Genomic DNA, 20,991 nt, shown 5'->3' on the forward strand with positions numbered 1-20,991 from the left:
ACGGAAGATTATGGAGAACAAGATTTTATGAACGAACTCAGCCCAGACCTGACCTCGGATCCAATCGGTTGGGCGCTTCCCCCTTGGACGCGAGCGGAAGCCCAAGCGCTCCACGACGCGCCATTCAACGACCTTTTGTTTCAGGCGCAGACCGTTCACCGGCAGAACTTCGATCCCAACAAGGTCCAGCTGAGCCGGCTTCTCAGCATCAAGACCGGCGGATGCCCGGAGGATTGCGGCTATTGCAGCCAATCGGCACATCACGAAAGCGGGTTGAAGGCGTCAAAGCTGATGGAGGTCCGGCGCGTCATCGCCGAGGCGACCAAGGCACGCGATGCCGGCGCCACCCGCTATTGCATGGGCGCGGCCTGGCGAAACCCGAAGGCGCGCGACATGGACGCGGTGGTGGCGATGGTCGAGGGTGTCAAGGCACTCGGCATGGAGACCTGCATGACGCTCGGCATGCTCGATCTTGAGCAGGCCGCTCGTCTGAAACAGGCCGGTCTCGACTACTACAACCACAACATCGACACCTCCGAGCGCTATTACTCAGAGATCATCTCGACCCGCACGTTTGCCGACCGGCTGGATACGCTCGCCAATGTCCGCGACAGCGGCATTAAGGTCTGTTGCGGCGGCATTGTCGGCATGGGCGAAGAGCCGGTGGACCGGATCGACATGCTGGTGACGCTGGCCAACCTGCCGGAACATCCGCAAAGCGTTCCGATCAACATGCTGATCCCGATCGAGGGCACCCCGCTGGCCGAGGCCAAACCCATCGAGCCGATCGAATTCGTGCGCGTGATCGCACTGGCGCGCATCATGATGCCGAAATCGCATGTCCGGCTTTCGGCCGGCCGCACCGCCATGACCGATGAAATGCAGGCGCTGTGCTTTTTTGCCGGCGCCAACTCGATCTTCGTCGGCGACACACTGCTGACGGCGGACAATCCCGGCGAAGACAAGGATACTCTGCTGTTCCAGCGTCTCGGCATCGAGCCGATGGAAATCGGCACGCAATGAACGAGGCACTTCTTGCCCGGTATGACGCGTCCTTGCGCGGACTGGCGCGCAAGGACCGGCTGCGCACACTTGCACCGCGCGCCGGGCTCGACTTCTCGTCGAACGACTATCTCGGGCTTGCCGCCTCCAAAAGACTTGGCGAAGCGGTCGCGGCGGCGATTGCGCGGGGGACGCCGGTCGGCGCGACCGGATCGCGGTTGTTAAGGGGCAACTCACCGGAGCACGAGGCCCTGGAGGCAGACGCCGCGGCGTTCTTCGGCGCCGAACGCGCGCTGTTCTTCGGCAGCGGCTATATCGCCAACTTCGCTCTGCTGACGACGCTGCCGCAAAAGGGCGACTTTTTGGTCCTCGACGAGCTCGCCCATGCCAGCATGCATGAGGGGGCCCGCGCTGGCCGTGCCGAGTTCAAGCTCGCCGCGCACAACGACGTCGATGCCTTCGAGGATGCGATCACGCGCTGGCGCGCCGAGGGTGGCACCGGACGCGTCTGGATCGCGGTCGAAAGCCTTTACAGCATGGATGGCGACCGCGCGCCGATGGAAAGCCTGGTCGCGCTTGCCGATCGGCACGAGGCATTCCTCGTCGTCGACGAGGCGCATGCCACCGGCATCTGGGGACCGAACGGCCGCGGGCTGGCCGCCGCTTTCGAGGGCCGCGACAACACTGTCGCACTTCACACATGCGGCAAGGCGCTCGGCGCGTCCGGCGCACTCGTCACCGGGCCGGGAACGCTATGCGACTATCTCGTCAACCGCTGCCGGCCATTCATCTACGCCACCGCGCCGTCGCCTCTGATGGCGGTGGCAGTGCGCGAAGCGCTGGCCATGCTGTCCGACGAGCCCCAACGCCGTGTCCAGCTGCAGGAGCGCGTAGCCTTCGCGGGCCGCCAATTGGCCGAGCGCTGCGGCGTGAAGCCCAGCGGCTCGCAGATCCAGTCCTTTGTCATCGGCGACAACAGGCGCACCATGGCGGTGGCGGCGGCGCTGCAGACGCGCGGCTTCGACATACGCGGCATTCGTCCGCCGACCGTACCCGAGGGCACATCGCGACTGCGCATTTCGCTGACGCTCAACGTCGACGAAGCCGACATTTCGGCCATGGTCGGGGCACTCGTCGAGGTGCTGGCCTCGGCATGACCAAGCGCATCGTCATCACCGGAACGGATACCGGCATCGGCAAGACGGTGTTTTCGGCCGGGCTCACCGGCCTGCTCGACGGCTTCTACTGGAAGCCGGTGCAATCGGGGCTCGACGAGGAGACTGACAGCCAGGTCGTGGAACGGCTCGCCGGCCTGCCGACGGGGCGGGTGCTGCCCGAAGTGTATCGCCTGAAGGAGCCGCTGTCGCCGCATCGTTCAGCCGAACTCGACGGCGTCGCGATAGACGTGGCAAAGCTCTCGCTTCCGGACTTGCCGGGCCCGATCGTCATCGAAGGTGCTGGGGGACTGATGGTGCCGCTCAACCGGCGCACCAAGTTCATCGACATATTCGCTCAGTGGCGGGTGCCGGTCATCCTATGCGCCCGTACCAGGCTCGGCACGATCAACCACACGCTGCTGTCGATCGAGGCGCTCAGAGCCCGTTCCATCCCGCTCATCGGCATTGCCTTCATCGGCGATGAGGTGGCCGATACGCAGAGAACAATCGTGGAATTCAGCGGCGTGCGCCAGCTTGGCAGGCTGCCACACATCGATCCGCTGACGAGTGAGACGCTGCGGGATGCGATGGTTGCCGGCTTCGACCTCACAGCGATCGCAGGAGGCGAATGATGCCGCAGTCCCGTGTGTGGCATCCCTTCACCCAGCACGCGCTCGAGCCCGCCATCCCTGAAATCGTCCGGACGGACGGCGCCTACCTCCACAAGGCCGACGGCACGCGCATCCTGGATGCCATTTCCTCCTGGTGGGTCGTCACCCACGGCCACCGCCATCCCCACATCATGAAGGCCATCGAAACGACCGCGGCGAGCCTCGACCAGATCATGTTCGCCGGCTTCACCCACGAGCCGGCCGAACGCCTGGCCAGGGCGCTTGTCGGCCTCGCTCCGGCCGGCCTTGACTGGGTGTTCTACTCCGACAGCGGCTCGACCTGCGTCGAGGTCGCGCTGAAGATGGCGCTCGGCTATTTCCGCAACATCGGCGCACCGCGCACGCGCATCGTCGTCATGGAGCACAGCTATCATGGCGACACCATCGGCACGATGAGCGTCGGCGCCCGCGGTGTGTTCAACGCTGCCTACGAGCCGTTGCTGTTCGAGGTCGATACCATCCCCTTCCCGGCCGCCGGGCGAGAGCAGGAGACGCTTGATCGGTTCGAGGCCGTCAGCCGCGACCGGCACGCCGCCGCGCTGATCGTCGAGCCGCTGGTGCTTGGCGCCGGCGGTATGCTGATGTATCCGGCCTCGGTTCTGACCGAACTGAAGAAGATCGCCGAAGCTTCGGGCACGCTGCTGATCGCCGACGAGGTGATGACCGGCTGGGGCCGCACCGGAACCATGTTCGCCTGCGAGCAGGGATCCATCTCTCCGGACATCCTGTGCACCTCGAAGGGGCTGACGGGCGGCGTGATCCCGTTGGCCGCCACGCTTGCGACCGATGCCATCTTCCAGGCCCACTATTCGACGGACCGGAAGAAGACGTTTTTCCACTCGAGCTCCTACACCGCAAATCCGATTGCCTGCGCGGCAGCACTCGCCAATGTCGAGATCTGGCATGACGAACCGGTGGCCGAGCGTATCGCGGCCTTGAGCGCTATGCAGTCCGCCGGGCTGCAACGGTTTCGGGACAATCCATATTTTACCGACTGTCGCGCGACGGGAACGATCGCAGCGATTGACCTCCGAACCGATTCCTCAGGTTATCTCGCCGAGATTGGTCCGAAGCTGCGCGCGTTCTTTCTCGAGCGCGGGCTGCTTGTGCGCCCGCTCGGCAATGTCCTCTATCTTCTGCCGCCTTATTGCATCACCGGCGACGAGCTGGTCGGGCTCTATGATGCCATCGAGGAGGCCGGTGAACGCTTCGGTTCGAAGCCATGAGCGCATCGTCGCGAATTCTCGGGTTTGGTCATCATGCGCCGTCGCGCAAGGTTGAGAACCCGGAAATCGAAAACTGGCTCGGGCTCGAACCCGGCTGGATCGAGCGGCGTACTGGAATCCGTTCGCGCTTCTGGGCGACCGACGAAGACACGCTGTCTGGTCTTGCCACGCAGGCTGGCGACATGGCGCTGGCGGAGGCCGGCATTGACCGCGGCGACATCGGGCTCTTGTTGCTTGCCACCTCGACGCCGGACCACCTTCTGCCGCCCAGCGCACCCTTGGTCGCGCACAAGCTCGGCCTTGGCCGCGCGGGCGCGGTCGACCTGACGGGTGCTTGCGCGGGCTTCATCTATGCGCTGATGTTCGCGGATGGATTCACCCGCCTGCATGGCAAACCGGCGCTGGTCATCGCCGCCAACATCCTCAGCCGCCGCATCAATCCGGCCGAGCGGGCCAGCGCCGTGCTGTTTGCCGATGCCGCCGGCGCCGTGGTGATTGCTCCGTGCGATAACCCGGATCGAGGCATTCTCGGTGCCTCGGTGGATTCCGACGGCTCACGCTACGGGCTGATCCAGATTCCGGCCGGCGGAAGCAACACCCCGTTCCGTTGTGGCCTCGATCTCGGGCAAACCCGCATGACCATTACAGACGGCCGCGAAGTGTTCGCCAAGGCCGTGGACATGATGACTGCATGTTCAAAGGACGCGCTCGCCGCAGCCCGAACGCAGCCGCAGGACATCGATCGGTTCGTGCCGCACCAGGCCAATGCCCGCATTTTCGATGCGGTCGGGAGGAGCCTCGGCATTGCAGATGAAGCAATCGTCAAGACGATCGCCGACTACGGCAACTCTTCGGCCGCGACGATCCCGCTCTCACTGTCGCTCGCCCATCGCACGGAACCGTTCCGGCCGGGGGAGAAGGTTCTTCTGGCGGCCGCGGGTGCGGGTCTTAGCGGCGGTGCGCTCGTCGTTGGAATTTAGCCGCGCGAACCGAACTGCCAAGACTGACCTTGAACGATGAATACAGGGACAACGACCAATGCGAAAACTAGTCGCCGGCAAGCTGCACGGCATCCACGTCACAGAAGCGAACCTCAACTACCATGGTTCGATAACGCTCGACCCCGACCACTGCGAGGCAGCCGGGATCCTGCCGATGGAATTCGTGGAGATATGGAACAAGAATTCCGGTGCGCGGATTTCGACCTATGTCATCCTCGGCGAGCGCGGCTCACGGTGCTGCATCCTCAACGGAGCGGCGGCTCGCACCTGTCAGCCCGACGACCCGATTATCGTCTGCAACTCCATCTACCTGGACGAAGCGCATATCACTTCGCTGAAGCCGCGCATCGTCACGTTCGACCAGGATAACCACATACTCGACCGCCTGAGCTACTCCGTCGATATTGACACAGACGGCCGTTACAGTTTCGCCATTCTTGACGAGGCGGATGAGCCTTTGGTCATTCCTGCCCTGGTCTCCGGGGCGTGAGCCGCGCTCCACAGATGTGCGAGCCTCGGCACTGAAGAGCGTCTGGTCCAAGACTCGACGAAGTTGCTGATGCTCAGCTTCGAAAGGCTGATGCCCACCACGCCTTGGGCACCGTGGGCCTTCGTGGGATGGCGCAATGTCTCGCAGCTGCTGATCCGCGAACAGCGGTTTGCATGTCTGACCCTTGTCTCAGGTTACTTGCGGTGGCGGCTTGCAAATTCTTGCTGCTTTCTCAAGCGCCGCGGCCGGGTCCTTGACGACCTGGCTTTTCATGATCTTTGCCGCCGTGTCGATCAAGCAGGCTACCGTCTTCCGCATCGGCAGCGGTGCCAACCATCATCGCGAATATGGCTAGCCGAACGGCCGCAAGCAGCATTGAGGTGGGCCTTCGGCAAGTGTTTCCCGCCGGCGCCAAGGCTCACCAGCCATCCGACGCCTGATCCGGTTACATATCAGGTTCGTCGATCGGTGGCTTGGCAGCAAGACCGAGCCTGGCTCGTTGGCCATCGGCGTAATTTTCGGCGGGAAACTGTGTCTTGAACCGAAGAACTGTCAGTTTGCCGTCCTCGACAATATGAACAACCCATCCCCCACCACAACGCTTGACGCGCACGTCATTAGGTTCGCCAGCCACCATTGCTGCCCCTCATTTTCGTCGCCCTTGGGCTGAGACTGGAAGTCGTTCCCGCACATCGGAAAACATAGGACCTTACGTAACGTCAAGCCCCGATTTTGGGATAGCCGATGCCTTGTCGATTTCAGGGTGACGGCGATTCTGGTCCGCAACGTCCGTGAGTGCTCAAATCGATTTAGATGCGCAGATTTGCATGTTAATTCAGCCTTGTTATCCACAGCTAATGTGAATGGGAACGCGTATTCAGTCCGAGATTACCTCTGCAAAAAATCTGCCGCTCTGGTGCCTCAGCGCGATCACCCGGCAATCGCCGGAAACAGTCTTGTCCGCCCGCCAAGCTCGGCAGCCAACATCTCGAGCTTTTCGACACGCGTGCCGTGCAGGCCGACGGTTGCGCCCTGCGCGTGCAGCGTCCGCGCCACGGCCTCGCCGATTCCACCACTTGCTCCGGTGACGAGCGCGTTGCGGCCGGTCTTCCACGGAAGCGGTCACTGGCGGCCATGCGCCTTTCAGATATTATCGGATACAGCTTTGGACAGGCCATCGAGCCGAACTCGAAGGGCTCGCTTAACCTTCCGGGTAGCGGTACGTCGACGTCGCTTCAACAGTTGAGAATTTTGCAAAGGATGGGGCCCCGGCTTGTCCAGCTTCCGCTGCCACTTGGCGCATTCACCGAGGCGGTCCAAGGGCACGTCCTTCACAATCGTGATCCGGCAAGCATTTGGAAACGAGAGATAGAGTTACTGGAGGCATCTCGCATGCCTTCTACACTTGCTTGAACGCCAGAACTGCGTTCATGCCGCCCATGGCGAAAGCGTTGCTCAGTGCCACGCGCACCTTGCGCTCGCGCGCCACATTGGGCGTGACGTCGAGATCGCAATCGGGGTCTGGCTCGCGATAGTTCGCGGTCGGCGGCACAATGCCCTCCTGGATCGCCATCACGGAGGCGATCATTTCAAGTGCGCTCGCTGCGCCCAGGCAATGCGCGTACATGGACTTGGTGGACGAGACAGACATCGAATAGGCATAGTCTCCGAAGACGCGCTTGATCGCCGCCGTCTCAGTCTGATCGTTGGCCTTGGTGCCGGTGCCGTGGGCGTTTAGGTAGTCCACGTCCTCCGCATTCAGCCCGGCGTCGGCAAGGCAAGCGCGGATCGCGGCCTCCGGCCCCTCGACAGACGGCGCGACGATGTGGAAGGCGTCGCCGGAAAGGCCGATGCCTGCGATCTCGGCAAGGATTGTGGCACCGCGCACGGCGGCATGCTCATAGCTTTCCAGCACGGCCATGCCCGCACCCTCGCCTATCACCACTCCCTTCCTGTCGGCGGAGAAGGGCCGGCACGTATCTGGAGCGAGCGCGCGCATTGCTTCCCATGCCTTCATCTGAAGGCATACGAGCGGCGCTTCGGCGCCTCCGGCAAGCATCACGTCGGCCCGGCCGAGCTTGATCTGATCCGCGGCCGAAGCGATCGCATGGTTGGCTGATGCGCATGCGGAGGCGATGGCAAAGACCGGGCCGCGCAGGCCGAGACTCATGCTGACCTGGCTGGCAGCGGCGCTCGGCAACCCCCTTGGTGCAGTGTAAATGCCAGCACGCTTCGCGCCGCCCAAAAGGAGGTCACGGTAGGTTTCTTCGACCGTTCCCCAGCCCCAGCCGCAGACGCCCACTGTCGCGCCGAAGCGATACGGATTTCCCTTATCGCAGGAAAGTCCGGCGTGCTGCATGGCTTCACGCGCTGCAAGCACAGCGAGCAAGCTGTGGCGGTCCATGGAGACGAGCTGGTTGCGGCCGATGTCGTGCTGGGGCAGCTCCTTGATCTCGGTACCGACAGTCCCCTTCATCTCATGAAGCGCGGAAGTGACCATCGGGCGGATGGCGGAGCGACCTTCGCGCATCTCTTTCCAGATAGAGGCGGCGTTGTTGCCTAGCCGCAAAGCCCCCCTATCCCAGTAATGACGACTCGCCTGTCCAATCAGACCTCCTTCGCGAGCAAACCGCGGACGGCTTCCACCATGTCGCCGACATTCTTGAGATTCGACCAGGCGTCAGCCGCGTCATGTCGATCTTGATGTCGTAGGCCTGCTCCACATCCCAGAGGAGATCCGCCAGACCCAGCGAATCGACTCCGAGCGAGGTCAGTTCCGTGGCAGTCGTTATTTCGCCGATGGTGGACACACTCTCGCCGCTTTCCGATTCGACGCGGTTCCCTGTTGCGCCGCTTTCGGTCGCGTGGCTCAGGGGCTTCGCAGCCCCGCCGGGAATGGTCATCAGCCGCTTCACGCCTTCATCCGCGAGAGCCGAGCGGGCAACATCGCGTTCCATGACCTGGAGGTGGGACCAGATGATCCGTGAGGGGAACGCCACGCCGGCCTGGCTCGCCAATGACTTCAATGCCAACCGTCGGCATAGAGCGGTCCGGTAAGCTTGGCGCCATTGTCATTGGCGAAGCCTTCGGCGAGCACCTCGATTTCGTCGAGGCCGGCCGCGATAGCCCGCTTCACCCGAGCGGGACGCAGGGCAGTGGCGTTGCGGACAAAAAAGCCCGCGGCCCGCGCCCGTCATCCCGTTTTGCCAAGCGAAATGTCGTCGAGGTCCTCTTCGATCACCCCAGCCGCGTATAGCTGATCGAGCAAGTCGGGCGACTGCAAGGACGCTCGCTCCGTCCGTGGCCCGCATAATCAGCTCCGAGGCTGTACAGTTCCCGCTCGCGATTAGATGGCCAATGGGAATCGGAACCACCCCGTCGAGCACTCGATGCTCACTGTTGCGTGAGCGGAGATGGAAGCAGTGGTCCCCTGCCTCGTATTGCAGGTCTCCGCGGAAGCGAATTGGCCGGTTGGGAGGGGGGCTTTCGAGCATATTCTCGTCGATGATGCTATCGAGACCTTCCAGGAACTCGTCGGGCGTGCTGAAGAAACGTTGAGCCACGATTCGGTACCCAAGAGGCCAGCGTTCGCTACCCGGTACCGGCGTCACCAGTTGTAAACGTCCCTGCCGCATGTTCACGAGAAAGCCAGAAACACAGGCGATTGTCGTGGGACAGCCCTCCGGCACGGCGATTGCGGCGTCTTTGCCGGCTGCCCTGAGTTTCTCCTTCCGCGCTCGTGCGCGCCCGGTGAAAGCCTTTGCGGTCGGCCCGTCCTTGCCCTGCAAGATGAGTTCGACCCCCATCAGGTCCTCGGGCGAAAACGCCGCGTGTATCTGATTAAGATGGTCCGTGCTTAGCACTGAGAAACGATTGGTCACGCGACCGTAGCGTTCGAACAGTTCGAGCACGCGGTTGGTGAGTGCCTGATCCTTGAGCGGGGCCGCCGTCGTCGTTTGTGGCAATTCGCCCGTGATCTGATGGTAGTCGAACAGAAAACGGTCGTACTCCGGGTTGTCGATCGGGTCTGTGGCCCAGTAACAGAAGCCAGTGCGGACTGCCGAACCAAACATTTCGCTCACCGCACGGAGCACGCCGCGCCAAACCTCTGCATGCTCCTCAGTGTATTCATAGTAACCTTTGAAGGTACCCGCCGAGAGGCCACAGAACCAGCAACCGACGGTGCAGCCTTCGCTCAGCTCGAAAGCGATGACAGAGTGCGCGATTGACGGCGCCAATTCGCCCATTTCGTCGTTACAGCGCCGGATTTGGCGCTCGCGCCAGGCATGAAAGCGAGGATTGATAGTCGACATTTCGCCTTGGCCGCGCAGGAGGTCGCGATGGCGCAACATCTCCCGCGTATACTCATCCCACATCATAGCCAGCGGCCACGGGGCAGACTCCGGCTTGAAGCGATACTTCAGGTAGTCACCGCACCAGAGCGGCAGCATCTCCATTGGGTCAACTTCGATGCCGTATCGCGCGGTCACTATCCGAGGGTTGTCGAGGTTCTCGGAAAGCGCCGTACGGAATTTCCCATCACCGGCCAGCCGCTCCATGAAGCGCTTGATATGTGACAAACTGCGCCGTTCCTTAGGCGTGCGCCGATCAAAAATCTGCCGCCAGCGTTCGCTCCGAGGGTAGAGATGAGCCCTTGCAGCGGTCCCTTGTCCGCCTGATGGCATTATCTCGTTGACAAGCTTTGCGATCATGTTCTCTTCAGACCGGCTCCTTCGAGCCAATGCGATCAGAGCTAGCTCGCGACAGCTACAACTATCACAACAACGACAACGACCGCGACCGCTGCAGTTTTTCCATCGACTTTAACAGGGCTCATGGACGTACACGGAGCGCAATTAGCCAACGCATTGGTGTGTACAAGGCTGGTCAAGGTCGAAACACTCGAACCACCCTTGCGGCCCGCAGTCGCGCGAAGCTTCTTGCTATTTGGTTTTTCTCGGCTGTTCGATCGGATAAAACCTTTAACCTCGTCGAGTGTGATGTTGTAGTCGAGGTCCTTTGCAAATTCTACAATCGATGCAAGCCCTCCAGCACGCCGTTTGAGGTTTTCAAGCGGACTGCCTTTTTTTCCCAACTCGTTGATGAATCGCTCTACGTCAGCTCGCGCCATAGCTAATTCCCGCCTCTGCTCAGTGTCCGAGCTATCCAGCCATCTCGCTCTCACAAGCGATCGGCTGATGTACCAGCAAGCTCCGTACCAACCTCACATCTCTGATTTTCGGCTTGGCCAGCATTTCCATACTGGCGCTGCTCCCTCTCGTCGTCCGGAATCAATTGAAGAGCGGACGGATCGTCTACGGCATTTTATTGGCGGCTTCGGCACCGGTGCTTTCATCGCGGGCATGAGCAACGGCTACCTGAGGCGAATCACGTCTCAAAACAAGCTGGTGGCGTTCGCCTCTGTCGCTTGGGCAGCATGCTCCCAAGCGACAAGCGTGTCGCGCTTGCGACAATTACGGTGCGACTTATCCTAGACGGCCGCCCACCGCCCCAGAATAATCCATTGAATTCAAGCGTGTCTTACTGGCACAGCTCTTGCCTAGAAGAGGCGAAGCGGTTCATTTCCATCGCTTCGGCTACGTTTTTCGAGGCTTTCGAAAGAGCTAACCATCAGCAGTACATCTATGAACAGCTTAATGACGGCGACGGCCTTAGCTACGGCGACCGCCATGACGGCTTCCGCCCAGCCCCAGATGACCACCATCGCCAAGGCGATCCGTTCCAACCCCAACGAGGCTCCTAACGATGCCACCGACCCCCGCGCCTATCTGAACGAGGTCGACGACGACGAGGCGATGACCTGGGTCAGGGCGCATAACCTATCGACCGTCAATAAGCTGTCGAAAGATCCGCGCTACAGAGAATACCAAGCCGACATTCTGAAGATCCTACAGGCCACCGATCGTATTGCTTCGCCCGGCCTTGCGCAAGGCGACATGATCGACAACTCTGGCAGGACGGGACGCACGTGCAAGCCTTGTGGCGGCGTGCGAACTGGGAATCCTACAGGTCAGGCAAGCCGCAATGGCGCACCATCCTCGATGTCGATGCACTGTCCAAGGCCGAGGGCAACCTGCAGGGATACGCCCGCCGTTACGCCCTCGAATACACCCACATGTCTCAAAAACTCATGGACAATAGTGCGCAAGCCTTAGGACCGTGTGGATTGAAGCGAGATGAAGCCGGCGGCGAGGGCGGAGACGTGGCGCGCACTACGGGTGGAATCGAACACCTGCACCAGATGCGCCGACCAAATCCGCCCTTCGCCAACAGCGCCCCAATAAAGCGCACCCGTGCGCGCTTCCATGGAGACTATTGTACACAGGCTAATTGGCACGACGGAAATACAAGTTGCGCCGCGACAGTTGAAGATCAGAGACATAGGAGAGCGCGGCAGGTATGGAGCTAACATCAAGATGAGAAACGGCTATGCTACAGACAAAACATAGCGAGGCGTGCCTGCCTTGGTATTTCAATTATCCAACTGCACCGCAGTTCTCCGCAGCGATCGGCGCGGAGGCCTATGGGGAATGGCTCGGCGGCCTATCGGCTAACGATCCCGTATCGCTCTATATCCATATTCCGTTCTGCCGGTCGATGTGCTGGTATTGCGGCTGCCCTACTACCATCACCCAGCGGGACCCGCCGAACCAAAATTACGTGGCGGCGCTGCGCGGCGAGATCCATTTGGTCTCAGAGCTAACGCCGCAGGCGCTGCCCGTGAGCGACGTGCACTTTGGCGGCGGAACGCCCACGCTCCTTGAGCCAACGGAATTCCTCGCCTTGACGAAGCTTCTACGCCGCCGCTTCGCGTTCAGGCAAAAGACCGCCATCGCCGTCGAGATCGATCCGCGCACGTTCACCGCGGAGATGGCCGAAGCCTTAAGTGCAGCCGGGGTGAACCGCGCGAGCCTCGGCGTGCAAAGTTTCGACCCCAGTGTTCAAAAAGCGATCAATCGTATCCAGAGTGTAGAGCAGACGGCGACTGCCGTCGAAAACCTGCGCCAGCAGGGAATAAACCGCATTAACATCGATCTCATCTACGGTCTTCCCAATCAGACGATGCAGTCCTGCGTCCAGACCGCCACGGTGGCGGTGGCGATGCGCCCGCAGCGGATTGCCGTGTTCGGATACGCTCACACGCCGTCTTCTAATAAACATCAGCGCCTCATCGAAAAGGCAGGACTACCGGACAGCGCTGCCCGCGCCGAACAAGCTGCGGCCGTCGCCGAGACGCTGGTTGCTGCCGGCTACCGAGAGATTGGGGTCGACCACTTCGCCTTGCCGGACGACGAGCTCGCATTGGCTCAGAAAACCGGTCGCCTGCGGCGCAACTCCCAAGGTTACTCTGCCGACACCTGCAAAACCCTGATCGCCTTTGGTGCGTCGGCTATCGGGCGTGTTGGAGAGGGTTACGTCGAGAACGCAGGCGCGCTGGAGGCCTATAGTCAGCATATCGCAGCTGGTCGCTTGGCAACGTCGAAGGGCTACCGTCTCATCGGCGAAGACCGCGTCCGAGGCGCAATCATCGAGCGACTGATGTGTGATCTCGAGGCCGACGTACCGGCAATCTGTGCCGCCCACGGATTTGATTGGACCCATTTTCTCGATTCAGCTGAGCGCTTGGCGATGCTGGCCGACGACGGGATAGTGGACGTCGAGAATGGCTTCATCCGCGTGCGGCATGGCCATCGCATTTTGCTTCGCTCTGTTGCTGCCGCGTTCGACGCTTATCTCGACCAATCGTAGTGAGCCACAGCGAGTCACCATGAGCGGAGGCCTGAGAAGGTCGACTGTTGCAATCCGCTGTGGATCGGAAGTCCTTTGTGTACCCGTTTTTGCAGCACCGTGATGTTCAGTGCCCTGTACGAGCAATGCCCGCGTTTCCGGATCACGAGGGGTATTTGCAGCGCTCGAACCGCCGCTTTGGTTCAGTGCGAACACGAGGAATGGTCGGCATGTTCACTTGTATAGGGGGAGATGGCCACCTTACTCTGCTCCGTGAACCCTGGGACGTCATCGCGCTTTCGGCAGGCGTTCAACGAATACGAATCCTAGGTGTTAAGGACATCCCATGGCATTCAATATTGCGATCTATCTGAATCGTATCGGCCTTGCTCGAGTGCCGACAACGGTCGACGGTCTTGTTGCCCTTCAGCAGGCTCAAATGCGCGCGATTCCCTTTGAAAACATCGATGTGCTGTTGGGTGATATACCCAATCTGACTGAGAATTCGATCTGGGCCAAACTGATCAATGCCCGGCGAGGGGGGTATTGCTTCGAATTGAACAAGTTGTTTGGCTTGGCGCTCGAAGCACTCGGTTTCACGATCCAGCCCATCCTTTGCAGAGTGCGTATGGGTGCTGCGGAGGGTGGGCCACGCACACACCAGGCATTCATCTTAACCATCGAGGGCGTCGACTGGCTCGCCGACGCTGGCTTCGGTGGTCCAGCACCGATTGCACCGCTACGGATCGATACAGAGGAACTGCAAACAGCTGGCCGTGACGTGTTTCGCCTGCGAGCTGACTCCGCCAGCGGAGAACTCGTCGTTGAACGCAAGAACGGGAATGAATGGTTCCCTCTTTATGGTTTCGATCGAGCCACCGCCTTGCCCTCAGATTTTGAGGGCGCCAACTTCATCTGCGCTCGCTGGGACCGTTCGCCGTTTCCATCCAGCCTCATGATGAGCGTGCTGACAGCCGAAGGGCCTGCGAACTTGTTCAACAAGGATTTCAGCTTGATTCGGAACCAAATTGAGGAAACAGAAACCCTCAAAACGAAGAGCGAACTGCAGCGAGTCTTGTCCGATGTTTTTCGGCTGCACCTTCCTCGGTCCACGATTGATTCGTTGTGGGAAAAGCTTGGGTCGCGTGGACGGGTATAGGAAAGAAGGCCGTCAAGCTTGCACTGCGGCGGTTTTCAGCAGTCGGATTTGCCCTTTTTGCAGGCACCGTGTGTGGCATCACTCGAAGCCCCATACGTAAATGACCCTGCTCGCTTAAGACCGCTCACCAGCCGTCAGCGGTGGCAGCCAATCGGCAGCTCTAACCATGATCTCCGAATTGGAAAGGTGAGCGTCGGTTACGGTGTCGCCACAAGCGATCAAGCATACCAGTCGACCCAGCATCAGGCTGCGCTGCCGTGTCCACCGCGCGCTACTAGCGCTCACCAGATCGGCTGGATGAGAACCTTCCATGCCCGGTCGGAGACCTATCGCGCGGCGCAAGCATGCATCACCGATGCGCACACCCGGCATCCACATTCTCGATTTTGGGGCAATGGAACGACCGCGTCATCCGATGGGCAGTTCTTTCGCGCGAGCGACCGAGCGGCGAAGCGCGGCGACGTCAATCTGCACTATGGCAGCGAGCCGGGCTCGAAGTTCTATAGCCATCTGTCAGATCAGTACGGCTACTTCAGCATCCTGCCGATCAGCCCGACCGAAAGCGAGGCAGCCTATGTGCTCGATGGGCTGTTCGACCAGGACACGATCCTCGACATCCAGGAACACTTCACCGATACGGGCGGCGCGAGCGATCACGTCTTCGGGCTGTTTGCCCTGATCGGCAAACGCTTCGCGCCGCGACTACGCAACCTCAAGGACCGGAAGTTCCGCACGTTCTCCGAAGCGATGAGCGCTCCTTTTGGCGATGCAACCCGAGGTTAGGGATGAATTGCAAAAGGCTCAAGACTGTTCGGCTGGCCGTCGATTCCGGCCGACTGCTCGGCCGTTAATTTCACATAATTTCACATTCCAAATAAGACACAAAAGTCGGCCCAAAGCTTACGGCCGAAACGCGCGTAGGCAGTGGGATTGCGCCGTAAATGGGGGTCCGGCTTCCGCGCCGATTCCACATCTTTTGCCCTCCGGTCCGTCCCCCCGCCCGTCTTGACTAAGTACGAACCTACAGCCTATCTCACGATCATCTTAGCACTCCCCAATAGCGAGTGCTAACCACCCTCCGGCAACGGAGAACCTTTCAACCTGCGCACCAGGGATAGTAAAAATGGCACAGTCGAATTTGCGGCCGCTTCATGACCGCGTGGTCGTTCGCCGAGTCGAATCCGAATCCAAGACCGCCGGCGGGATCATCATACCCGACACGGCAAAGGAAAAGCCGCAGGAAGGCGAGATCATCGCCGTCGGTTCCGGCGCCCGCGACGAAGCCGGCAAGCTCGTTCCGCTGGACGTCAAGGCCGGCGACCGCATCCTGTTCGGCAAGTGGTCGGGCACCGAAGTCAAGCTCAATGGCGAAGACCTTCTGATCATGAAGGAAGCCGACATCATGGGCATCATCGGCTAACACGCCGCTGCCTTTCATCCGTACCATCCAATCTGAATTTCGGGCGAAATGCCCAGGAGTACAAAATGGCTGCCAAAGACGTAAAATTCTCCCGTGACGCCCGCGAGCGCATGCTGCGCGGTGTCAACATCCTCGCCGACGCGGTGAAGGTGACGCTCGGCCCCAAGGGCCGCAACGTCGTTATCGACAAGTCGTTCGGCGCCCCGCGCATCACCAAGGACGGCGTCACCGTCGCCAAGGAAATCGAGCTTGAAGACAAGTTCGAAAACATGGGCGCACAGATGGTCCGCGAAGTTGCTTCGAAGACCAACGACATCGCCGGTGACGGCACCACGACCGCAACCGTTCTGGCGCAGTCGATCGTCCAGGAAGGCCACAAGGCTGTTGCCGCCGGCATGAACCCGATGGACCTGAAGCGCGGCATCGACCTCGCGGTTAGCGACGTCGTCTCGACGCTGATCAAGAACGCCACGAAGATCAAGACCTCGGAAGAGGTTGCCCAGGTCGGCACAATCGCCGGCAATGGCGACGAGTCGGTCGGCAAGATGATCGCGGAAGCGATGCAGAAGGTCGGCAACGAAGGCGTCATCACGGTTGAGGAAGCCAAGACCGCCGAGACGGAACTCGAAGTCGTCGAAGGCATGCAGTTCGACCGCGGCTATCTCTCGCCCTACTTCGTCACCAACGCCGACAAGATGGTTGCCGATCTCGAGGACGCCTACATCCTGCTGCACGAGAAGAAGCTCTCCAACCTGCAGGCGATGCTGCCGGTTCTCGAAGCCGTCGTGCAGACCTCGAAGCCGCTGCTCATCATCTCGGAAGACGTCGAAGGCGAGGCCCTGGCCACGCTGGTCGTCAACAAGCTGCGTGGCGGTCTGAAGATCGCCGCCGTCAAGGCGCCGGGCTTCGGTGATCGCCGCAAGGCCATGCTGGAAGACATCGCCATCCTCACCGGTGGCCAGGTCATCTCGGAAGACCTCGGCATCAAGCTCGAGAACGTCGGCCTTGACATGCTCGGCCGCGCCAAGAAGGTGTCGATCTCCAAGGAGAACACCACCATCGTAGACGGTGCCGGCAAGAAGGAAGAGATCCAGGGCCGCGTCGCCCAGATCAAGCAGCAGATCGAGGAGACCACCTCGGACTACGACAAGGAGAAGCTGCAGGAGCGTCTCGCCAAGCTCGCGGGCGGCGTTGCGGTGATCCGCGTCGGCGGCGCGACGGAAGTCGAAGTCAAGGAAAAGAAGGACCGCGTTGACGATGCGCTGAACGCGACACGCGCAGCCGTCGAAGAAGGCATCGTTCCCGGCGGCGGCGTTGCCCTGCTGCGCGCTTCGCTGAGCATCAACGCTGTCGGCGCAAACTCCGACCAGACCGCTGGCATCAGCATCGTGCGTCGTGCGCTGCAGGCTCCGGCCCGCCAGATCGCGGCCAACGCCGGCGCGGAAGCCTCGATCGTTGCCGGCAAGATCCTTGAGAACAAGGGCGCGACCTTCGGTTTCAACGCCCAGACCGGCGAATATGGCGACATGATCGCCATGGGTATCGTCGACCCGGTCAAGGTCGTGCGCACGGCTCTCCAGGACGCGGCCTCGGTCGCAGGCCTGCTCGTCACCACCGAAGCCATGATCGCGGAGGCTCCGAAGAAGGAGTCGGCTGGCGGCGGCGGCATGCCTGGCGGCATGGGCGGCGGCGGCATGGGCGGCATGGGCGGCATGGATTTCTAATCTAGCCTCTATCAGCTTTCGGATACCGAGAGGGCGGCACCGACGCCGCCCCCTTTCTTTGGGACGGAGCCGGTCGGAAAAGGTTTGGGCTCGCGTGATATTATCGTGCGCGCGCCTACACGGCCACACTACATCGTCGCAGTGGAGCTTTCGGGTGGCGTACTGAACAAACATGGCTTTGTGCGCGACTATCAAGACTTAGCAGCGCTTAAGCCACTACATCGATGGCACGTTCGACCATGGCGGTAGGTTTTCGATATGCCTGGTATGAGCGGCCGTGGAAGCCGCTCAAAGAATGATACCGCAGTGCTGTTGCCAACGTCGGCGATTTCGATGATCGACTCCGCCTATGCCAGCTCTTCACGAGCTCTATCCGCGCTTGCCTGTTATGGAGCGAAAGCCTTAGCGCGACTCGTGATTGAGGCTGTCATTGCTATGGGCTAATCAGTCGGGAAGCTGCGCTTGCAATGACCGAGGGCCGGAACGATCTCGTCCGATCATCTGGCACAAGTTGTGCTTATTAGTACGTTGCGAAGCTAGTAACTTAACCATGAAGGGGGACGACGGTTTGACCGTGACACAGTCGCTGACGAGACGTCTCAAAAATCCCGAGCTATTTGACGATCTGGCCGGTGTGCCTGGTCGGAAGGCGGAGCAATCCACGAGGCGTTTTTCGGTGTTCAATCCCTCAACGGGCGAGCTGTTGGCTGAGCTTCCAGATATGGATGTCCGGGACGTTTCCAAGGCAATCGATAAGGCTGAAGCTGCGCAGGAACATTGGGCGGCGCTCACCGCGCGCGAGCGCTCCGACATCTTATGGGAATGGCACCAACTGATCCTCGACCACAGCGAGGATCTTGCAGCCATTTTGACGGCTGAAATGGGTAAGCCGCTTGCAGAGGCGAAGTCTGAAATCGCCCATGCCGCAGCCTACCTCCAATGGTATGCCGAGGAGGCCAATCGCATCTATGGCGAGACGATTTCGCCGCCTTCTAACGACAGGCGTATGCTGGTAATCAAACAGCCGATCGGTGTTGTCGGCGCCATTACTCCTTGGAATTTTCCCGCCTCGATGGTGGCTCGCAAGATTTCGCCTGCGCTTGCTGCCGGCTGCGCGATTGTTCTGAAACCCGCAGAGCAAACACCGCTTGTCGCGGGTGCTATGTTCACGCTTGCCCGGATGGCAGGTTTTCCCGATGGCGTTCTAAACTTGATCTACGCATCGGAAGGCGATGCGGTTGGGCGTGAACTTTGCTCGAACCCGAAGGTCCGCAAGATCAGCTTCACTGGGTCGACCGAGGTCGGGCGGCTGCTCATGAGGGAGTGTTCGGATCAGATCAAAAGAACCAGCTTCGAACTTGGTGGTAACGCTCCTTTCATTGTTTTTGATGATGCAGACGTCGACGCTGCCGTCGATGGTGCGCTACAGGCAAAGTTTCGGAATGCAGGCCAGACCTGCGTTTCAGCCAATCGGCTTTACGTACAGTCCAGCGTGTATAATGAATTCTGCGACAAATTCACCAAGCGCGTCAGTGCATTGCGCGTCGGTGACGGTTTCGAGCCAGAAGTTGCGATCGGTCCCCTGATCGATAAGTGCGCGCTTGCAAAGATTGAAGATCATATTCGCGATGCTGTGCGGCAGGGTGGGAAGATCCGTTGCGGTGGCAACCGTATCGGCGAATCGGGAACCTTCTTCGAGCCCACGGTGATCACCGACGTCGAAAGGACAATGCGGGTCGCTCAGGAAGAAACCTTCGGACCGCTGGCTCCCATAATCCGCTTCAACGATCCCGACCAGGTGGTGCGCGAGGCGAATGACACGATTTACGGTCTTGCAGCCTACTTCTACGCTTCCAATCTAAAGCGCGTGTGGCGCGTGGCTGAAGCCCTCGAATACGGAATGGTCGGCATCAATACGGGACGCATGTCATCCGAGGCCGCACCCTTTGGCGGAATGAAGCAATCAGGGATCGGTCGTGAGGGGTCGCGCCACGGCCTCGAGGATTATCTCGAAATGAAGTACCTGTGCATGGGTGGGCTATAATCCCACAGCATCCGCGTCCCATTGACTTCGCCCTGATAATCCGCCGCGGCCATCGATGGAATGGTGGCCTTCGATCAAGGCCCAGCGTAAAACCTTGATGCTGTCATCCTTGCCTTCGGCCGCGTTCACCGATCCCTGATTGACACGTGCTTGCCATGTGCCGCTTCAATCCGCCGGGAGTGGTTTGTCCTGTCTCGGCCGCGACAGATCAGGGTGCTGGTGCGCAAAATCTCCGTCCATCCGACAGCCGGCGAGCCTTCGATCACAGTTCTACCGTCTGGTCGAATGGCGGCATCTTAAGCCTTATTGCAGTCCTAGCTTCCTCTTCAGTTCCGCGTTCTCTGTGCGTAGGCGTTCCGCGAGCAGGCTCTTCAATCGCTTGTTTTCTTTCTCGAGGGCGACCAGGTCCTTCAGATCGTCGCCATCGGATCTAGGCGCCGCGGCCTTCTTCCAGTGATAATAGGTCTGTTCCGATATACCCGCCTGCTTTACGGCGCTCTTGAGAGTGGTGCCGCCGCTGATCGACGTCTCGACCTGAGCGAGCATTTGGGCGCGCTCTTTTCCGGAGTAGACCTTCCGGGCGCTCCGCACGGCCGCTGCTGTTGCTGTTGCTTCCGCCGGGGACGCCGCATTGGCGCCATTCTTGCGACCAGGATCAGTCTTGGCCTTCCGCGAAGGTTGGGTTTTCTTCTTCGTTTCCGGCGTCCTTCCTTTGGGAGCGTGTTCGGTTGCAGCTTCTACTGATTCAGCTTCTAGGGGATTTGCCATGAGATACTCCGCTCGCGGTTTGTGGGCGTGTTCAGCATCAAGGGCTATGACATTAGAGTCAATCAGCCGACGATTTGGCAGATCCATATCTTTGAGCTCCCTTGTTGTGTCGGCTATAGCCGCGGAGAGATCGACATCGCTCCAGATGGAATGGCCCCGTTTTTGATAATTGCGCTTTTGTTTGACCTCCACAGTGAACGGTCGGGTCTGCCGCCTCATAGTTTCTTCCTTGTTAGAACGAATTGCACAGGAGGTCGCGGCTGACGATGACTGAACAACTGGCGCTTCCTCTGTTGCGCCGAGCTATATGGATGAGATAGCCCGAGAGCAAGCGGCACTTGCGGTGTGCATTGACAAATGCTCGGGCCACGTCGCTGGCTGGCCGCAGCTTTGTTTTCATATCGATGCGTTTGCAGAGCTGGAACAGCGGCTCGCGCGTCGCAACGCCATCGAGCACGTTTTGAAGGGGTGGATCTGAAGGCATCCGGTTTCTGCTGGGCGCACGCCAGCGGCTCGCGGAATATTGTCCGCGATGGCTCGATCAGGTGGTTGCGAGCTTGTCAGCGGATCTAAAGCGGGG

General features: G+C 60.4%; 17 protein-coding genes and 6 pseudogenes. 15 read left to right on the top strand and 8 right to left on the bottom strand.

Annotated features, from left to right (window positions below; genetic code table 11):
• Nucleotides 1–27 precede the first annotated feature (27 nt).
• Genes bioB through panD form a run of 6 tightly spaced genes read left to right on the top strand, consistent with a single transcriptional unit; the run spans nucleotide 28 to nucleotide 5,547 of the window.
• A complete protein-coding gene (bioB, locus tag JG746_RS33010) occupies nucleotides 28–1,023 on the top strand; it encodes a biotin synthase BioB (RefSeq protein WP_202324419.1) in 996 nt (331 codons plus the stop codon).
• Entirely contained in the window at nucleotides 1,020–2,159 is a 1,140-nt protein-coding gene (locus JG746_RS33015) for an 8-amino-7-oxononanoate synthase (protein ID WP_202324421.1), read from the top strand. Before bioB ends, JG746_RS33015 begins: the two co-directional genes overlap by 4 nt.
• The gene (gene bioD / locus JG746_RS33020) at nucleotides 2,156–2,791 is read left to right on the top strand and encodes a dethiobiotin synthase (protein ID WP_010913545.1); all 636 of its coding nucleotides are present in this window, start codon (nucleotides 2,156–2,158) and stop codon (nucleotides 2,789–2,791) included. Before JG746_RS33015 ends, bioD begins: the two co-directional genes overlap by 4 nt.
• Nucleotides 2,791–4,056 carry an adenosylmethionine--8-amino-7-oxononanoate transaminase gene (locus tag JG746_RS33025; protein ID WP_202324424.1) on the top strand — a complete coding sequence of 422 codons (1,266 nt, stop codon included), beginning with the start codon at nucleotides 2,791–2,793 and terminating at the stop codon, nucleotides 4,054–4,056. Before bioD ends, JG746_RS33025 begins: the two co-directional genes overlap by 1 nt.
• On the top strand, nucleotides 4,053–5,036 hold the full coding sequence (locus JG746_RS33030; RefSeq protein ID WP_202324427.1) for a beta-ketoacyl-ACP synthase III: 984 nt from the start codon (nucleotides 4,053–4,055) through the stop codon (nucleotides 5,034–5,036). The genes JG746_RS33025 and JG746_RS33030 overlap by 4 nt, the downstream gene beginning before the upstream one ends.
• Before the next feature lie 58 nt (nucleotides 5,037–5,094).
• Nucleotides 5,095–5,547, top strand: coding sequence for an aspartate 1-decarboxylase (gene panD, locus JG746_RS33035; protein ID WP_010913542.1), 453 nt, complete (start codon nucleotides 5,095–5,097; stop codon nucleotides 5,545–5,547).
• A 445-nt stretch (nucleotides 5,548–5,992) separates the two neighbouring features.
• Here panD and JG746_RS33040 read toward each other — a convergent pair whose 3' ends face one another.
• Together JG746_RS33040 and JG746_RS33045 are read right to left on the bottom strand one after the other, a co-directional pair.
• Entirely contained in the window at nucleotides 5,993–6,184 is a 192-nt protein-coding gene (locus JG746_RS33040) for a hypothetical protein (RefSeq protein ID WP_010913541.1), read from the bottom strand.
• Nucleotides 6,185–6,489: 305 nt separating this feature from the next.
• Nucleotides 6,490–6,654: pseudogene (locus tag JG746_RS33045) on the bottom strand (SDR family NAD(P)-dependent oxidoreductase); the annotation flags it as partial.
• Nucleotides 6,655–6,816: 162 nt separating this feature from the next.
• On the opposite strand from JG746_RS33045, the pseudogene JG746_RS37920 reads away from it, so the two are divergent.
• A pseudogene (locus JG746_RS37920) lies at nucleotides 6,817–6,960 on the top strand (LysR family transcriptional regulator); the annotation flags it as partial.
• Here JG746_RS37920 and JG746_RS33050 read toward each other — a convergent pair.
• From JG746_RS33050 to JG746_RS33065, 4 genes and pseudogenes are all read right to left on the bottom strand, one after another.
• Nucleotides 6,947–8,154: pseudogene (locus JG746_RS33050) on the bottom strand (beta-ketoacyl-[acyl-carrier-protein] synthase family protein). The pseudogenes JG746_RS37920 and JG746_RS33050 overlap by 14 nt on opposite strands.
• Nucleotides 8,155–8,450 (bottom strand): annotated as a pseudogene (locus tag JG746_RS33055) (acyl carrier protein). It lies immediately after the preceding pseudogene.
• Between the two features lie 168 nt (nucleotides 8,451–8,618).
• Complete coding sequence (locus JG746_RS33060; RefSeq protein ID WP_244730602.1) at nucleotides 8,619–10,259, bottom strand: radical SAM family RiPP maturation amino acid epimerase; 1,641 nt, start codon at nucleotides 10,257–10,259, stop codon at nucleotides 8,619–8,621.
• A 41-nt stretch (nucleotides 10,260–10,300) separates the two neighbouring features.
• Entirely contained in the window at nucleotides 10,301–10,678 is a 378-nt protein-coding gene (locus JG746_RS33065; protein ID WP_199201475.1) for a hypothetical protein, read from the bottom strand.
• A 104-nt stretch (nucleotides 10,679–10,782) separates the two neighbouring features.
• Here JG746_RS33065 and JG746_RS33070 point away from each other — a divergent pair.
• Nucleotides 10,783–11,042: pseudogene (locus JG746_RS33070) on the top strand (MFS transporter); the annotation flags it as partial.
• Nucleotides 11,043–11,107: 65 nt separating this feature from the next.
• Here the strand turns inward: JG746_RS33070 and JG746_RS37390 are convergent.
• Entirely contained in the window at nucleotides 11,108–11,293 is a 186-nt protein-coding gene (locus JG746_RS37390; RefSeq protein WP_193364021.1) for a hypothetical protein, read from the bottom strand.
• Here JG746_RS37390 and JG746_RS37395 point away from each other — a divergent pair.
• The 7 genes and pseudogenes from JG746_RS37395 to JG746_RS33110 all read left to right on the top strand — a co-directional run bounded on the left by JG746_RS37395 (nucleotide 11,262) and on the right by JG746_RS33110 (nucleotide 19,643).
• Nucleotides 11,262–11,723, top strand: coding sequence for a hypothetical protein (locus tag JG746_RS37395; RefSeq protein WP_244730956.1), 462 nt, complete (start codon nucleotides 11,262–11,264; stop codon nucleotides 11,721–11,723). The two genes, JG746_RS37390 and JG746_RS37395, sit on opposite strands and share 32 nt — an antisense overlap.
• A 274-nt stretch (nucleotides 11,724–11,997) precedes the next feature.
• Nucleotides 11,998–13,317, top strand: a complete 1,320-nt coding sequence (gene hemN, locus JG746_RS33080) for an oxygen-independent coproporphyrinogen III oxidase (protein WP_202324430.1) — start codon at nucleotides 11,998–12,000, stop codon at nucleotides 13,315–13,317.
• A 325-nt stretch (nucleotides 13,318–13,642) separates the two neighbouring features.
• A complete protein-coding gene (locus tag JG746_RS33085) occupies nucleotides 13,643–14,455 on the top strand; it encodes an arylamine N-acetyltransferase family protein (protein WP_010913531.1) in 813 nt (270 codons plus the stop codon).
• A 267-nt stretch (nucleotides 14,456–14,722) separates the two neighbouring features.
• Nucleotides 14,723–15,214, top strand: a pseudogene (locus tag JG746_RS33090) (Tn3 family transposase); the annotation flags it as partial.
• A gap of 364 nt (nucleotides 15,215–15,578) precedes the next feature.
• Nucleotides 15,579–15,875, top strand: coding sequence for a co-chaperone GroES (gene groES, locus JG746_RS33095; RefSeq protein ID WP_010913529.1), 297 nt, complete (start codon nucleotides 15,579–15,581; stop codon nucleotides 15,873–15,875).
• A gap of 65 nt (nucleotides 15,876–15,940) precedes the next feature.
• Entirely contained in the window at nucleotides 15,941–17,599 is a 1,659-nt protein-coding gene (groL, locus tag JG746_RS33100; RefSeq protein WP_096453558.1) for a chaperonin GroEL, read from the top strand.
• 550 nt (nucleotides 17,600–18,149) lie between these two features.
• Nucleotides 18,150–19,643, top strand: a complete 1,494-nt coding sequence (locus tag JG746_RS33110; RefSeq protein WP_010913527.1) for an NAD-dependent succinate-semialdehyde dehydrogenase — start codon at nucleotides 18,150–18,152, stop codon at nucleotides 19,641–19,643.
• A 303-nt stretch (nucleotides 19,644–19,946) separates the two neighbouring features.
• On the opposite strand, the gene JG746_RS33115 is transcribed toward JG746_RS33110, so the two are convergent.
• On the bottom strand, nucleotides 19,947–20,630 hold the full coding sequence (locus JG746_RS33115; protein ID WP_080511922.1) for a transposase: 684 nt from the start codon (nucleotides 20,628–20,630) through the stop codon (nucleotides 19,947–19,949).
• Between the last annotated feature and the right edge of the window lie 361 nt (nucleotides 20,631–20,991).

It is taken from the genome of Mesorhizobium sp. 113-3-3, from assembly GCF_016756495.1.
Classification (GTDB): domain Bacteria; phylum Pseudomonadota; class Alphaproteobacteria; order Rhizobiales; family Rhizobiaceae; genus Mesorhizobium.